This window comes from Streptomyces sp. UC4497, assembly GCF_054871485.1.
This window is the reverse complement of sequence record NZ_JBTYHB010000016.1, coordinates 50,919-65,716: the sequence shown is the minus strand read 5'-3', so window position 1 is coordinate 65,716 and position 14,798 is coordinate 50,919. Positions and strand designations below refer to the sequence as shown.

The window sequence follows — 14,798 nt, the reverse complement described above, 5'->3', positions numbered from 1 at the left end:
GTGTCTCCTACTTTACGTGTACGGGGCCGGGGCACCAGATGTCCGAACTCACACCACACCACCTTGCCGGGGTCCCGCTCCCCCACGCCCCACGCGTCCGCGAGCGCCGCGACGAGGATCAGCCCGCGGCCACCCTCGTCCGGCCGCACCACGCGCGGCACGCCGGTACCGCTGTCGTGGACCTCGACCCTGAGCGCGTCCGCGTGGGGCAGGAGGCGCAGGAGGTAGCCGCGGCCGGGCGGGACGCCGTGGAGCAGGGCGTTGGTGGCGAGTTCGCTGACGCACAGCAGGACGTCGTGTGCGCGGTCGTCCCCCACGCCCCAGTCGGCGAGCGCGGCGCGGGTGAACTCCCGGGCGGCGGGGACGGATTGGCGTTCGCGGCGGTAGAAGCGCTCGCGGGGTTCCAGGTTCACAAGTGGAATGTTGCGGAGAGTGATTGACTGGCGACAGTCAATCAACCCCGACAGATTTTTTGTCGGGGTTCGAGTGAGGTCAAGAAGGAACGGGGGCGGGGAGATTGCCCGTCATGAGCCCTGCGCAACATCCGCCGAAGAATCCATCGGCGATGAGGCTGGTCGCCGACCTCGTCGCCCTCTTCCGGAAGGCCGCCGGCTACACGCAGGCGGCGCTCGCGGAGCGGCTGATAGTGGCCGAGTCGACGATCGCGGCGATCGAGCAGGCGCGGCGCCCGCTGGTGCCGAAGCTGGCGGCGTCGATGGACCAACTCCTGGAGACGAAGGGGGCGTTGGCCGCGGCGGTGGCGGCGATGCCGGAGGTGGACCAGTTTCCGTTGTGGGCGGAGTCGTACATCCAGCACGAGCGGGAGGCCATCGCCCTGTCGTGGTACGACGCGCTGGTCGTGCCCGGCATCCTCCAGACCGCGGAGTACGCCCGCACACTGCTGGGACAGCGCGTACCCGCGTACAGCGAGGACGAGGTGGAGACCAAGACGGCGGCCCGCGTCGACCGCCAGACGATCCTCCACCGCAAGACCCCTCCGACGATGAGCTTCGTCGTGTGGGAGCCCGCGCTCAAGATGGCGTTCACCGAACCGCTGGTGCGTGCGGCGCAGTTGAGGTTTCTGCGTGAGTGCGCGGGCATTCCGGGGCTGTCGCTCCAGGTGCTGCCGCTGGACGCACCCGAAAACGCTGGGGACGCAGGCCCCTTCATCCTCCTGGAAACACCGGAGCATCAACACCTGGCCTACACGGAGTCTCAGCGCGGCAGCCAGTGGGTTTCCGACGCCAACGAGGTGTCCATCCTGGCGTGCAAGTATGCGATGCTGCGATCTCAGGCCCTCACCCCAAAAGCGACCCAGGGCCTGCTGGATCGCCTGCTAGGAGAGCCATGACCACCGCACTTCACTGGTTCAAGTCGAGCTACAGCAGCAGCGAAGGCGGCGCGTGCCTCGAAGTCGCCTACACCTGGCGGAAGTCGAGCTACAGCGACTTCAACCACGGCGCCTGCGTAGAGGTCGCCTCCCACCCCACCGCCATCCACGTCCGCGACTCCAAGAACGCCGACGGCGGCCCGCACTTCACCGTCGCGCCGGAAGCCTGGACCGCGTTCCTCGGCGGCGCACGCCGCGGCTGAGCGGAGAACGCGAAGGGCCGCGACCCCCACGGGGATCGCGGCCCAACTGCGTTACTGACTCGCTTACTCGCTGATCAGGCTGCGCAGCACGTACTGCAGGATGCCGCCGTTGCGGTAGTAGTCCGCCTCACCGGGGGTGTCGATGCGGACGACCGCGTCGAACTCGACGCCCGTGTCGGTGGTGACCTTGACGGTGGCCGGGGTGCGGCCCTCGTTCAGCTCGGTCACGCCGGAGATCGAGAAGGCCTCCTCGCCGGTCAGGCCGAGGGAGTCGGCCGACTGGCCCTCCGGGAACTGGAGCGGCAGGACGCCCATGCCGATGAGGTTCGAGCGGTGGATGCGCTCGTACGACTCGGTGATGACGGCCTTGACGCCGAGGAGCGCGGTGCCCTTGGCGGCCCAGTCGCGGGACGAACCGGAGCCGTACTCCTTGCCGCCCAGGATGACGAGCGGGGTGCCCTGCGCCTGGTAGTTCTGCGACGCGTCGTAGATGAACGACACCGGGCCGTCGGCCTGGGTGAAGTCGCGGGTGTAGCCGCCCTCGGTGCCCGGCGCGATCTGGTTGCGCAGGCGGATGTTGGCGAACGTGCCACGGATCATGATCTCGTGGTTGCCGCGACGCGAACCGTACGAGTTGAAGTCACGACGCTCGACGCCGTGCTCCGACAGGTACTTGCCGGCCGGGGTGTCGGCCTTGATCGCACCGGCCGGGGAGATGTGGTCGGTGGTGACCGAGTCGCCGAGCTTGGCGAGGACGCGGGCGCCCGTGATGTCCTCGACCGGGGCCGGCTCCATGCCCATGCCCTCGAAGTACGGGGGCTTGCGGACGTAGGTCGACTCGCTGTCCCACTCGAAGGTGTTGCCGGTGGGGACCGAGAGGGCCTGCCACTGGGCGTCACCCGCGAAGACGTCCTCGTAGGACTTCGAGAACATGTCCTCGCCGATGGAGTTGGCGACGACGTCGTTGACCTCGGCCTCCGTCGGCCAGATGTCGGCCAGGTAGACGGGCTTGCCGTCCTGGTCGACGCCGAGGGCGTCCTTGGTGATGTTGACCTTCATCGAACCGGCGATGGCGTACGCGACGACCAGCGGCGGGGACGCCAGGTAGTTCATCTTGACGTCGGGGTTGATGCGGCCCTCGAAGTTCCGGTTACCGGAGAGGACGGACGTCACGGCCAGGTCGTGGTCGTTGACGGCCTTCGAGACCTCCTCGGGCAGCGGGCCCGAGTTGCCGATGCAGGTGGTGCAGCCGTAGCCGACGAGGTTGAAGCCGACCTTGTCGAGGTACGGGGTGAGACCCGACTTGTCGAAGTAGTCGGTGACGACCTTCGAGCCCGGGGCGAGGGTGGTCTTGACCCACGGCTTGCGGGTCAGGCCCTTCTCCACGGCCTTCTTCGCGACGAGGGCCGCGGCCACCATCACGTAGGGGTTCGAGGTGTTGGTGCAGGAGGTGATCGCGGCGACGGTGACGGCGCCGTGGTCGAGCGTGTACGTCGAGCCGTCGGCGGCGGTCACGGTGACCGGGTTCGACGGGACGCCGTTGGTGTGCGCCGGGGCGTCGGACGCCGGGAAGGACTCCTTGCCGGCCTCCTCGTCGTCGGCGACGTAGTTGCGCACGTCGACCGCGAACTGCTCGGCGGCGTTCGCGAGGACGATGCGGTCCTGCGGGCGCTTCGGGCCGGCGATGGAGGGGACGACCGTGGAGAGGTCGAGCTCCAGCTTCTCGGAGAAGTCGGGCTCGGCGGCCGGGTCCAGCCAGAGACCCTGCTCCTTGGCGTAGGCCTCGACGAGCGCGACCTGCTGGGCGTCACGGCCGGTCAGACGCAGGTAGTTCAGCGTCTCGTCGTCGATCGGGAAGATCGCGGCGGTGGAGCCGAACTCCGGCGACATGTTGCCGATGGTGGCGCGGTTCGCGAGGGAGGTGGCGGCGACGCCCTCACCGTAGAACTCGACGAACTTGCCGACGACGCCGTGCTTGCGCAGCATCTCGGTGATCGTGAGCACGAGGTCGGTGGCGGTCGTGCCGGCCGGCAGCTCGCCGGTCAGCTTGAAGCCGACGACGCGCGGGATCAGCATCGAGACCGGCTGGCCGAGCATCGCGGCCTCGGCCTCGATGCCGCCGACGCCCCAGCCCAGGACGCCCAGGCCGTTGACCATCGTGGTGTGCGAGTCCGTGCCGACCAGGGTGTCGGGGTAGGCCTGGCCGTTACGGACCATGACCGTGCGGGCCAGCTTCTCGATGTTGACCTGGTGCACGATGCCGGTGCCCGGCGGGACGACCTTGAAGTCGTCGAACGCGGTCTGGCCCCAGCGCAGGAACTGGTAGCGCTCCTTGTTGCGGCCGTACTCCAGGTCCACGTTCTGCTTGAACGCGTCCGAGGTGCCGAACTTGTCGGCGATGACGGAGTGGTCGATGACCATCTCGGCCGGGGACAGCGGGTTGATCTTCGCCGGGTCGCCGCCGAGGGCCTTCACGGCCTCACGCATCGTGGCGAGGTCCACGACGCAGGGGACGCCGGTGAAGTCCTGCATGATCACGCGGGCCGGCGTGAACTGGATCTCCTGCGCGGGCTGAGCCTGGGAGTCCCAGTTGCCGAGCGCACGGATGTGGTCGGCGGTGATGTTCGCGCCGTCCTCGGTGCGGAGCAGGTTCTCCAGAAGGACCTTCAGGCTGTAGGGAAGGCGGGCCGAGCCCTCAACCTTGTCCAGCTTGAAGATCTCGTACGACTCGTCGCCCACGCGCAGCGTGCTGCGGGCGTCGAAGCTGTTCGCCGACACGACAGTCTCCTTCATATATGTGCGCGTTCCACCGCATCCTGCCGCCACGCCGACTCGACGATCCGCTAAGGTAAGGCTAAGTTAGGTAAACCTTACCGTCCGACCCTCGAATACCGTGCGGCCACGGTGCGCCTCGGTAGATATCTCGATGTCGAGATAACTCTAATACATCACTCGGTGGTGCCTTCAAGCGCCACCGTGCACATACCTGTGCGCGCTCCCCTCATGGTCGTACGCGGACGGGATGCGGGCCAGTGGATACGGCGACCGATCCGGCGGCCCGGCGACCGATCCGGCGACTGATCCGGGCGGGTGCGGGTACTCGGCGGGTTCCATCGCAGAGGGGGGCACACTCATGGCACTCACCTTCCGCAAGAGCTTCCGCATCCTTCCCGGCGTGCGCCTCAACATCAATCGCCGGTCCTGGTCGATCACCACCGGCGGACGGCACGGCCCGAAGCGCACCCACAGCAGCACCGGCCGCCGCACCACCTCCATGGACCTGCCGGGCCCCTTCGGCTGGCGCCGCACCCGCACCACCCGGCGCCACTGAGGCCACCGGGGTCACACGGAGGACACTCCTCCACATGGCCCCACCCGCATGCAACATCTCATATCTGAGATAACCTGCCGCTATGGCAGACGACTACCTCGAACGCATCGGTAAGCTCATCCGCGACGCCCGCCAGCACCGGGGCTGGACGCAGTCGCAACTTGCGGAGGCGCTGAACACCAGCCAGAGCGCGGTGAACCGCATCGAGCGCGGGAACCAAAACATCAGCCTTGAGATGATCGCTCGAATTGGCGAAGCTCTCGACAGTGAAATCGTCTCCCTCGGGTACGCGGGACCGATGCACCTGCGCGTGGTCGGCGGACGCCGCCTGTCGGGTTCGATCGAGGTCAAGACGAGCAAGAACGCGTGCGTGGCGCTGCTGTGCGCCTCACTGCTCAACAAGGGCCGCACCGTGCTGCGCCGGGTCGCCCGCATCGAGGAGGTGTACCGCCTTCTGGAGGTACTCGGCTCGATCGGCGTCCGCACCCGCTGGATCAACGACGGCGCGGACCTGGAGATCGTGCCGCCCGCCGAGCTCGACATGAACGCCATCGACGCGGAGGCCGCGCGCCGCACCCGCTCGATCATCATGTTCCTCGGCCCACTGCTGCACCGCATGGACCGCTTCAAGCTCCCGTACGCGGGCGGCTGCGACCTCGGCACCCGCACGATCGAGCCGCACATGATCGCGCTGCGCCGCTTCGGCCTCGACATCACGGCGACCGAGGGGCTCTACCACGCGGAGGTCCACCCGGACGTCGCGCCGGACCGTCCCATCGTGCTGACCGAGCGCGGCGACACCGTGACGGAGAACGCGCTGCTCGCCGCGGCCCGCGCCGACGGCACGACGATCATCCGCAACGCCTCGTCCAACTACATGGTCCAGGACCTGTGCTTCTTCCTGGAGGCGCTGGGCGTCGAGGTCGAGGGCGTCGGCACGACGACGCTGACCGTGCACGGCGTGCCGCACATCGACGTCGATGTGGACTACTCGCCGTCCGAGGACCCGGTCGAGGCGATGAGCCTGCTGACCGCGGCCGTCGTCACGCAGTCCGAACTCACGGTCAAGCGGGTGCCGGTCGAGTTCCTGGAGATCGAGCTGGCGGTCCTGGAGGAGATGGGCCTCGACCACGACCGCTCGGCGGAGTACCCGGCGGACAACGGGCGCACGCGCCTCATCGACCTCACGGTCCGCCCGTCGAAGCTCGAGGCGCCGATCGACAAGATCCACCCGATGCCGTTCCCCGGCCTGAACATCGACAACGTGCCGTTCTTCGCGGCGATCGCGGCGTCGGCCCAGGGCAAGACCCTCATCCACGACTGGGTCTACGACAACCGGGCGATCTACCTGACCGACCTGAACCGGCTCGGCGGCCGCCTCCAACTCCTCGACCCCCACCGGGTGTTGGTCGAGGGCCCGACGCGGTGGCGCGCCGCCGAGATGATGTGCCCGCCGGCGCTGCGGCCCGCCGTGGTCGTGCTGCTGGCGATGATGGCGGCGGAGGGCACGTCGGTGCTGCGCAACGTGTACGTGATCAACCGCGGTTACGAGGACCTGGCGGAGCGGCTCAACTCCGTTGGCGCGCAGATCGAGACGTTCCGGGACATCTAGACGGCGAACTCGCGGATCGCTGCCGCCAAGGCCTTCGGCTGGTCCAGGGGGATCAGTGTTCCGCAGTCGTCCAGTTCGATCAGGCGACCCTGCGGCAGCAGTTCCGCGAGGCGGCGGCCGTGGGACAGGGGCATCATCTTGTCCTGTTTGCCCCACACCACCAGGGCCGGGCGGTCGTAGGTGCGTAGGGCGTCAGCCGCCTCCATCATTTCCGTCTTCACGCCGGAGCGGAGGTAGTGGAGGAGGAGCTTGCGTGCCGCCGGGTCCTTGCGCAAGGGCTCGATCCAGTGGTCGATCAGCTCGTGCGGGACCGGGCGCTGCGACATCACCGCGTAGCCCGTGCCGGGGATGCGGCGCAGGGGCCGGACGGACAGGGTGCGCGCGAGCAGCGTGATGCCGCCGGGGACCCGGGACATGACGGCCAGGAGCTTGCCCGCCGGGCCGGGCGGATAGTTGTCGAAGGCCTCGCAGCCCGCGATGACCATCCGGCCCACCCGGTCGGGGCGCTCCGCGGCGAGCTGCTGGAGGCGGCCCGCGTCGTTCTCGACGAACACCGTGTCGTCGCTCAGCTTGAGCGCGTCGGCGAACTCGCCGATGAGCAGGGCCACGGAGTGCGGCGTGATCTTGGCGCCGGGGCGCACGGGCGTGTGCTGACTCCCGTACGGGAGGTGCGGCACGATGCACCGCACGGACGTGCCGAGTTCGTCGACGACGTGCCGCCACACCGTGCCGTCCTGGGCGAGTCCATGGAGGAGGACGACGGTCGTGCCGTCGCCTCCCGAGTCCTCGTACGCGATCGGGCCCACGGAGAGGTCCACCGAGAGTTCCGTCTGTTGCGTCATGACCCGACCCTAGGCGCGGGTCGGCGTCAGGGAAGTACCGCGACTCCGTCGATTTCCACCATGGCTTGTTCGTCCCACAGGCGGCTGACGCCGATCACGGCCATCGCCGGGTAGTCGCGGCCCGCCAACTCGCGCCAGATCCGGCCGAGTTCGCGGGCGTTCTCCCGGTAGTCCGCCACGTCCGTGGCGTAGACCGTGACGCGCGCCAGCTGCTCCGGTGTGCCGCCGGAGGCGCGCAGGGCGGTGAGCAGGTTCGTCAGGGCGCGGGTGAACTGTGCGGGGAGGGTGTCGCCCACGACCTTGCCGTCGGCGTCCAGGGACGTCTGGCCCGCGAGCATCACGAGGCGGCCGCCCGTCGCGACGACGGCGTGGGAGAAGCCGGTGGGCGGGGAGAGTTCGGGCGGGTTGATGCGCCGCAGGTTGCTGCTGTTGCTGCCGCTGTTGCCGCTGTTGCCGCTGTTGCCGCTCACGAGGTCTCCTTCTTGTGTCCCTTGTACAACTCGCGGGCGATGATGGCTCGTTGGACCTCGGAGGCACCCTCGTAGATGCGGGGAGCCCGGACCTCGCGGTACAGATGCTCCAGGACGTGGCCGCGTTGCAGCGCCCTCGCTCCGTGCAACTGCACTGCGGCGTCGACGACTTGCTGGGCCGCCTCCGTGGCGATGAGCTTCGCGGCGGCCGCGCGGCGCGGTACGTCCGGTGCGCCCTCGTCGTACGCGGCCGCCGCCGCGTAGACCATGAGGCGCGCGGACTCGACCCGTACCGACATGTCTGCGACCTGGTGCGCGACGGTCTGGAGTTCCTTCAGCGGGGCGCCGAACGCCTCCCGCTCGGACGTGTGCGTGAGCGTCGCGTCGAGGGCCGCCTGCGCCATGCCGACCGCGAACGCGCCGACGCTGGGCCGGAACAGGTTCAGCGTGCCCATCGCGACGCGGAACCCGGCGTCGACCTCGCCGAGCAGGTCGTCGCGGGTGACCGGGACGCCGTCGAAGGCGAGCGTGCCGATGGGGTGCGGGGAGATCATGTCGAGGTGTTCACCGGTCAGCCCCGGGCGGTCGGCGGGGACCGCGAAGGCCGTCACGCCGCGCGCACCCGCGTCGGGGGTGGTGCGGGCAAAAACGGTGTGGACATCGGCCTCGGGGGCGTTCGAGATCCAGCACTTCTCGCCGGTCAGCCGCCAGCCGTCGCCGTCCCGGTCCGCGCGCAGGGACAGCGCCGCCGCGTCCGAGCCCGCCCCCGGCTCACTCAGCGCGAACGCCGCCACCGCCCGACCGGCGCCCACCTCGGGCACCCACCGCTCGCGCACCGCCGCCCTGCCGTACGCGTGGATCGGGTGCGCCCCGAGCCCTTGAAGCGCGAGCGCCGTCTCGGCCTCCGTGCAGACGCGGGCCAGGGACTCGCGCAGCAGGCACAGGTCGAGCGCGCCCGAGGTGAACAGCCGCTCAAGGAGCCCGAGTTGGCCGAGTTCGGCGACGAGGGGGCGGTTGACCCGGCCCGGCTCACCCTTCTCGGCGAGTGGGGCGAGGCGGTCGGCCGCGAGGGCCCGTAGCTCCCCACACCACGCGAGCTGCTCCGGTTCGAGCGAGAATGTCCCCATACGTGGTGCTCCTCTCACGACTGCCTACCGGTCACACAAAGGAACCGTATCGCGCCCCGTTGACTGTCGTCACCATCACGATACGCTCGAAGCGCGGCGCCTCACCCGGCGACGGCATGCCAGCCACTCACCACGAGGGGGCGCCAGGCCATGACCCACCATCCGCTCAGCCCACTGCTTCCTTCTGGGCACGTCGACACCTTCGCCCGCGACCATCTGCCGCCGGCCGAGCTGTGGCCGGGCATCGCCTTCGACCTCCCCGAGCTGCGCTACCCACAGCGGCTCAACTGCGGGGCCGAACTCCTCGACACCACCGTGGAACGCCACGGCCCGGACCGCCCCGCCTTCCACTCCCCCGGCCAACCCCCTTGGTCGTACGCCGAGTTGAAGGCGACCGTGGACCGGATCGCGCACGTGCTCACCGACGACCTGGGCGTCGTCCCCGGCAACCGGGTACTGCTGCGCGGCCCCACCACCCGGCACCTCGCGGCCTGCTGGCTCGCCGTGATGAAGACGGGGGCCGTCGCCGTGACCGTCCTCGCGGGGGCGCGGGCGAGCGAGCTGGCCACGGTGTGCGGGATCGCGCAGGTGGGGCACGCGCTGTGCGACATCCGCTCCGTCGACGACCTGGCCAAGGCGGAGGTGCCGGGGCTGCGCATCACCACGTTCGGCGGGGACGGGCCCGACGACCTGCTGCACCGTGCGGCCGGGAAACCGGCGGCGTACGAGGCCGTCGCGACCGCCGCCGACGACGTCGCGCTGATCGCCTTCACCTCGGGGACCACCGGGCGCCCCAAGGGGTGCATGCACTTCCACCGGGACGTGCTCGCGGTCGCGGACACCTTCTCGCAGTATGTGCTGAGGGCCGAACCCGACGACGTGTTCGCGGGGAGCCCGCCGCTGGGCTTCACGTTCGGACTCGGCGGCCTGGTGATCTTTCCGCTGCGGGCGGGCGCCTCGGCGCTGCTGCTCGAACAGGCGGGCCCGCAGAAGCTGCTGCCCGCGATCGCCGAGCACCGGGTGTCGGTCGTGTTCACCGCGCCGACCGCGTACCGGGCGATGCTCGCTCTGCTGGAAGAGACCCCCTCGTTCGACATCTCCTCGCTGCGCCGCTGTGTGTCCGCGGGCGAGAATCTGCCCGCCGCGACCTGGCACGCCTGGCAGGAGGCGACCGGCCTGCGCATCATCAACGGCATCGGCGCGACCGAACTCCTGCACATCTTCATCTCGGCGGCCGACGACGCGATACGGCCGGGCACGACGGGCGTCCCCGTACCCGGCTGGGAGGCCCGGATCGTCGACGCCGAGGGCCGCCAACTCCCCGACGGGGAAGCCGGGTTGCTTGCCGTACGCGGCCCCGTCGGCTGCCGCTACCTCGCCGACGAGCGGCAGACCGTGTACGTACAGCACGGCTGGAACGTCACCGGGGACACGTACGTCCGCGAGCCCGACGGCTACTTCCGGTACGTGGCCCGCGCCGACGACATGATCATTTCCGCCGGGTACAACATCGCGGGCCCGGAGGTGGAGGACGCGCTGCTGCGCCACCCGGACGTGGCGGAGGCGGCGGTGGTCGGCCGCCCCGACGAGGAACGCGGCCAGGTGGCCGTGGCATACGTGGTGCTGCGGCCGGGAGCCCGCCAGAACGCGGAGGGACTGCGCGAGTTCGTCAAGTCGGAACTCGTCCCGTACAAATGCCCGCGCGCGATCGAGTTCCTGGACGCGCTGCCGCGCACGGCGACGGGAAAGCTTCAGCGGTTCCGGCTCCGCGAGCCCTCGGCCGTAGAGTGATCGCGTGTCCGAGCAGCCCACGTCCCACACCCCCCGCTCCCTCATCGTCACCCTGTACGGCGCCTACGGCCGTGACCTGCCGGGGCCGCTGCCGGTCGCCGAGCTGATCCGGCTGCTCGGCGCGGTCGGCGTCGACGCGCCTTCCGTACGCTCGGCGGTGTCGCGCCTGAAGCGCCGCGGCCTGCTGCTTCCGGCCCGCACGGAGGCCGGGGCCGCGGGGTACGCGCTCTCCGACGACGCCCGCCAGCTCCTCGACGACGGCGACCGCCGCATCTACGGAAGCGGCTCCCCGGCCGACGGCTGGGTGCTCGCCGTCTTCTCCGTGCCGGAGTCCGAGCGTGCCAAGCGGCACGTGCTGCGCTCCACGCTCACCGGCCTCGGCTTCGGCACGGCGGCGCCCGGCGTGTGGCTCGCGCCCCTCGCCGTCTACGAGGAGACGCGGCACACGCTGGAGCGGATCGGCTGCGCCGGGTACGTGGACCTCTTCCGCGGCGAACACCTCGGCTTCACGGCGACGGCCGACGCGGTGGCCCGCTGGTGGGACCTCGCCGCCCTCGCCAAGCTCCACGAGGCGTTCCTGGACGAGCACGAGCCGGTGCTGCGGGCGTGGGAGGCCCGCGCGGACACCCCGCCGCGCGAGGCCTACCGCGATTACCTCCTGGCCCTCGACTCCTGGCGCCACCTCCCGTACGCGGACCCGGGCCTGCCACCGGAACTCCTGCCGGAGGGGTGGCCGGGGGTGCGGGCGGCGGAGGTGTTCCGGGCGTTGGATGAGCGGTTGCGGGGGGCGGGGGCGGGGTTCGCGCGGGCGGCGGGGGCGGGGTCCGGATCGGCGCCGGGGGCGGGGTCGGAGTCGGCTTCGGCGCCGGGGTCGGCGCCAGCGCCCTAAGGCAACCCGCAGGTTCCTCCACGGCCCGGTGCCCACGCCACGGGGCTCCGCCCCGGACCCCGCGCCTCAAACGCCGGCGGGGCTGATTTTGCCGAACCGGCGTTACGGACTGGGGGCTCCGCCCGAGCTCCGCGAGTCTCGTCCCAGCGCGGGGCTCGGGTTGCCCCGCCTACCGGCAGACGACCGCCCATCTCCCACCCGCCCGCCCCCTCCGGGGGCGTCGGCCCGACGGGGTACCGCCCCCACCTTGGGCAACCCGCCGTCAGCCACAACTCCCCACCCCGGACGGCGAGTGGCGCCCCACCTTGGACACCCCGCCGTCAGCCACGACTCCCCACCCGTAACGGGCGACGCCCGCCGCCTTAGGCAATCCGCCATCGCCCCCGGCCCCCACCCGTAACGGGCGACGCCGCCCCCGCCTTGGGCAATCTGCCGCCTGGGGCGGCAGGGTGGGCAAGGCGGCACCCCGGTGCGGCGCAACGGAAACGGGAGGCTCGACCCCGACACAGCTCAAAAACCCCGGTGCCGGGCGCCGTTCACGCCAGCCGCCGCCCCGGCAACACCCCGTGGAGCCGAAGCCCCCGGAGAGGGCGGGCGGGTGGGGGATGAGCGGGGAAACGCGGCCGGCACGGCGGCGTGGGTGCAACCACCGGGGCGCCCACCCCGGTATCGCGCGACGGGAACGGACGACACCGGCCCCGGCCCCCGGTGCCGCGTGCCGAGAGCGAGGGGCCCCGGCCCCGGGCGGGCCGGAACGCGGTGCCGCGCAACGGAAGCGAGGGGCCCTGCCCCGGCATGGGCGAACCCCGGTGCCGCCCAGTCGGCTCCATGGGCGCCCACCCGACCACCCGGTCAACCAGGCAGCACAAGCCTCGGCTTCGGCGCATCCAACCGCCCCGTCTGCGGCCGCCGGCTCCCCGCACCGTACTGTCGCGGCCACACCACCCCCGGCCCCACATACCCCTGCTCCGCCGCCGCGTGCAACGTCCAGTTGGGGTCGTACAGGTGCGGACGCGCCAGCGCACACAGGTCCGTACGGCCCGCCAGGACAAGGGAGTTGACGTCGTCCCACGACGAGATCGCGCCGACCGCGACGACCGGGACACCCGCCTCCGCCCGGATCCGGTCCGCGTACGGCACCTGGTAGGAGCGCCCGAACGCGGGCCGCTCGTCCGACACCACCTGCCCCGTGGACACGTCGATCGCGTCGGCGCCGTGCGCGGCGAACGCGCGGGCGATCGCCACAGCCTCCTCCTCGCTGGTGCCGCCCTCCGCCCAGTCCGTGGCGGAGATCCGCACCGTCATCGGCCGGTCGTCCGGCCACACTTCGCGTACGGCGTCGAAGACTTCGAGCGGGAACCGCAGCCGGCCCTCCAGCGAACCGCCGTACGCGTCCGTGCGCCGGTTCGTCAGCGGCGAGAGGAAGCCGGAGAGGAGGTACCCGTGCGCGCAGTGGAGTTCGAGGAGGTCGAAGCCCGCGTCCGCCGCGTTCCGTGCCGCAACCACGAACTGCTCACGCACATCCGCCAGTTCGGCCACCGTCAACTCGCGCGGCAGCTGACTGTCCGGCCGGTAGCGGAGCGCTGACGCCGCGACCAGCGGCCAGTTGTCGTCCGCCTGCGGGAGCGGCTCGTCCATGCCCTCCCACATGAGGCGCGTCGAACCCTTGCGGCCCGAGTGGCCGAGCTGTACCCCGAACGCCGTACCGGGTGACTGCGTATGGACGAAGTCCACGATTCTGCGCCAGGACGCCGCCTGTTCGGACGAATACAGGCCCGCGCACCCGGGCGTGATGCGGCCCTCCGGGCTCACGCACACCATTTCCGTCATCACCAGGCCCGCCCCACCGAGCGCCCGCGCTCCCAGGTGCACGAGGTGGAAGTCGCCCGGCACCCCGTCCACCGCCGAGTACATGTCCATCGGCGAGACCACGACCCGGTTCCTCAACTCCAGGCCACCGAGCCGGAACGGCGTGAACATCGGCGGTGTGCCCTCGGGGCAGCCGAACTCCCGCTCCACCGCCTCCGTGAACCCCGCGTCCCGCAGCCGCAGGTTCTCGTGCGTCACCCGGCGCGAGCGCGTGAGCAGGTTGAACGCGAACTGGCGCGGCGGCTGGTCGAGATAGCGACCCAACTCCTCGAACCACTGGAGGCTGGCCCGCGCCGCCCGCTGCGTCGACGCCACGACGGGCCTGCGCTCCTCCTCGTACGCGGCCAGCGCCGCGTCGGTCGTGGGCTGCTCGGTCAGGCACGCGGCGAGCGCGAGCGCGTCCTCGACGGCGAGCTTCGTACCGGAGCCGATGGAGAAGTGCGCGGTGTGCGCGGCGTCACCGATGAGCACGCAATTGCCGTGCGACCAGCGGTCGTTGACGACAGTCCGGAAGGTCAGCCACGAGGAGTTGTTGGTCTTCAGGGCCCGGCCGCCGAGCGCGTCCTTGAAGATTTTCGCGCAGGCCTCGATCGATTCGCGTACGTCCATGGCGGCGAAGCCTGCCGCTCGCCACACTTCCTCACGCATCTCCACGATGACCGTGGACCCGCCCACACTGAACGGGTATCCGTGCAGCTGCATCACGCCGTGCTCGGTCTCGGCGATGTCGAAGCGGAAGGCGTCGAAGGCGAAGTCGGCGGCGAGCCAGATGTAGCGGTTGCGGTGCTCCTCGATGCGCGGCCCGAAAGCGTCGGCGTACGTGTCGCGGGTCTTGCTGTGCACACCGTCGGCGGCGATGACCAGGTCGTATGTCTCGCGGAGTGCGGCGATCGGCGGCGCCTCCTCCTGGAAGCGCAGGTCCACGCCGAGTTCGCGGCAGCGGCCGTGCAGGATCTCCAGGAGGCGGCGTCGGCCGAGCGCCGCGAAACCGTGGCCGGTCGACGTGTGGCGCTGTCCCCTGTGCACGATGTCGATGTCGTCCCAGCGGACGAACTCGTCCTGGAGCGCCCGGTAGACCACCGGGTCGGCGTGCTCGATGCCGCCGAGGGTCTCGTCGGACAGGACGACGCCGAAGCCGAACGTGTCGTCCGGGGCGTTCCGCTCCCAGACCGTGATCTCCCGGTCCGGGTCGAGGCGCTTGAGGAGGGCGGCGGCGTACAGGCCGCCGGGGCCGCCTCCGATGACGGCGATGCGCCGGGCGCGTACGGTCATCC

At 70.7% G+C, this 14,798-nt stretch carries 11 protein-coding genes and 1 pseudogene; 6 read left to right on the top strand and 6 right to left on the bottom strand.

Features of this window, described 5'->3' with window-relative positions; all coding sequences use genetic code 11:
• Positions 1 to 41: 41 nt before the first annotated feature.
• Positions 42 to 422 (bottom strand): annotated as a pseudogene (locus ACYSUO_RS22815) (ATP-binding protein); the annotation flags it as partial.
• Between the two features lie 104 nt (positions 423 to 526).
• On the opposite strand from ACYSUO_RS22815, the gene ACYSUO_RS22810 reads away from it, so the two are divergent.
• Together ACYSUO_RS22810 and ACYSUO_RS22805 are read left to right on the top strand one after the other, a co-directional pair.
• Positions 527 to 1,351 (top strand): helix-turn-helix domain-containing protein, encoded by an 825-nt coding sequence (locus ACYSUO_RS22810; RefSeq protein WP_404074552.1) that lies wholly within the window; start codon positions 527 to 529, stop codon positions 1,349 to 1,351.
• Entirely contained in the window at positions 1,348 to 1,593 is a 246-nt protein-coding gene (locus ACYSUO_RS22805) for a DUF397 domain-containing protein (protein WP_461778069.1), read from the top strand. The genes ACYSUO_RS22810 and ACYSUO_RS22805 overlap by 4 nt, the downstream gene beginning before the upstream one ends.
• 63 nt (positions 1,594 to 1,656) lie before the next feature.
• Here the strand turns inward: ACYSUO_RS22805 and acnA are convergent, their stop codons facing one another.
• On the bottom strand, positions 1,657 to 4,371 hold the full coding sequence (gene acnA / locus ACYSUO_RS22800; RefSeq protein ID WP_461778068.1) for an aconitate hydratase AcnA: 2,715 nt from the start codon (positions 4,369 to 4,371) through the stop codon (positions 1,657 to 1,659).
• Positions 4,372 to 4,726: 355 nt separating this feature from the next.
• Here acnA and ACYSUO_RS22795 point away from each other — a divergent pair, with 355 nt between their 5' ends.
• Both ACYSUO_RS22795 and ACYSUO_RS22790 read left to right on the top strand, forming a co-directional pair.
• Positions 4,727 to 4,924: a DUF4236 domain-containing protein gene (locus ACYSUO_RS22795; RefSeq protein WP_461778067.1), complete on the top strand. Its 198-nt coding sequence runs from the start codon at positions 4,727 to 4,729 to the stop codon at positions 4,922 to 4,924.
• A gap of 82 nt (positions 4,925 to 5,006) precedes the next feature.
• Positions 5,007 to 6,536 (top strand): UDP-N-acetylglucosamine 1-carboxyvinyltransferase, encoded by a 1,530-nt coding sequence (locus ACYSUO_RS22790; protein WP_461778066.1) that lies wholly within the window; start codon positions 5,007 to 5,009, stop codon positions 6,534 to 6,536.
• On the opposite strand, the gene ACYSUO_RS22785 is transcribed toward ACYSUO_RS22790, so the two are convergent.
• The 3 genes from ACYSUO_RS22785 to ACYSUO_RS22775 are packed head-to-tail and all read right to left on the bottom strand — an operon-like array spanning position 6,533 to position 8,975.
• Entirely contained in the window at positions 6,533 to 7,378 is an 846-nt protein-coding gene (locus ACYSUO_RS22785) for an alpha/beta fold hydrolase (protein ID WP_461778065.1), read from the bottom strand. The genes ACYSUO_RS22790 and ACYSUO_RS22785 overlap by 4 nt on opposite strands.
• A 26-nt stretch (positions 7,379 to 7,404) precedes the next feature.
• Positions 7,405 to 7,848 (bottom strand): RidA family protein, encoded by a 444-nt coding sequence (locus ACYSUO_RS22780; RefSeq protein ID WP_461778064.1) that lies wholly within the window; start codon positions 7,846 to 7,848, stop codon positions 7,405 to 7,407.
• Positions 7,845 to 8,975 (bottom strand): acyl-CoA dehydrogenase family protein, encoded by a 1,131-nt coding sequence (locus tag ACYSUO_RS22775; protein WP_461778063.1) that lies wholly within the window; start codon positions 8,973 to 8,975, stop codon positions 7,845 to 7,847. Before ACYSUO_RS22775 ends, ACYSUO_RS22780 begins: the two co-directional genes overlap by 4 nt.
• A 150-nt stretch (positions 8,976 to 9,125) precedes the next feature.
• On the opposite strand from ACYSUO_RS22775, the gene ACYSUO_RS22770 reads away from it, so the two are divergent.
• The gene (locus ACYSUO_RS22770) at positions 9,126 to 10,766 is read left to right on the top strand and encodes an AMP-binding protein (RefSeq protein WP_461778062.1); all 1,641 of its coding nucleotides are present in this window, start codon (positions 9,126 to 9,128) and stop codon (positions 10,764 to 10,766) included.
• 4 nt (positions 10,767 to 10,770) lie between these two features.
• Positions 10,771 to 11,655 carry a PaaX family transcriptional regulator gene (locus ACYSUO_RS22765; RefSeq protein WP_461778061.1) on the top strand — a complete coding sequence of 295 codons (885 nt, stop codon included), beginning with the start codon at positions 10,771 to 10,773 and terminating at the stop codon, positions 11,653 to 11,655.
• 852 nt (positions 11,656 to 12,507) lie between these two features.
• Here ACYSUO_RS22765 and ACYSUO_RS22760 read toward each other — a convergent pair.
• On the bottom strand, positions 12,508 to 14,796 hold the full coding sequence (locus ACYSUO_RS22760) for a bifunctional salicylyl-CoA 5-hydroxylase/oxidoreductase (RefSeq protein ID WP_461778060.1): 2,289 nt from the start codon (positions 14,794 to 14,796) through the stop codon (positions 12,508 to 12,510).
• Between the last annotated feature and the right edge of the window lie 2 nt (positions 14,797 to 14,798).

What these genes read in the sequence shown, in the direction of transcription:
- ACYSUO_RS22775 (WP_461778063.1), bottom strand. Translation starts at nt 8,975, where the DNA reads ATGGGGACATTCTCGCTCGAACCGGAGCAGCTCGCGTGGTGTGGGGAG.
- ACYSUO_RS22760 (WP_461778060.1), bottom strand. Translation starts at nt 14,796, where the DNA reads ATGACCGTACGCGCCCGGCGCATCGCCGTCATCGGAGGCGGCCCCGGC.
- ACYSUO_RS22810 (WP_404074552.1), top strand. Translation starts at nt 527, where the DNA reads ATGAGCCCTGCGCAACATCCGCCGAAGAATCCATCGGCGATGAGGCTG.
- ACYSUO_RS22795 (WP_461778067.1), top strand. Translation starts at nt 4,727, where the DNA reads ATGGCACTCACCTTCCGCAAGAGCTTCCGCATCCTTCCCGGCGTGCGC.
- ACYSUO_RS22790 (WP_461778066.1), top strand. Translation starts at nt 5,007, where the DNA reads ATGGCAGACGACTACCTCGAACGCATCGGTAAGCTCATCCGCGACGCC.
- ACYSUO_RS22805 (WP_461778069.1), top strand. Translation starts at nt 1,348, where the DNA reads ATGACCACCGCACTTCACTGGTTCAAGTCGAGCTACAGCAGCAGCGAA.
- ACYSUO_RS22770 (WP_461778062.1), top strand. Translation starts at nt 9,126, where the DNA reads ATGACCCACCATCCGCTCAGCCCACTGCTTCCTTCTGGGCACGTCGAC.
- ACYSUO_RS22785 (WP_461778065.1), bottom strand. Translation starts at nt 7,378, where the DNA reads ATGACGCAACAGACGGAACTCTCGGTGGACCTCTCCGTGGGCCCGATC.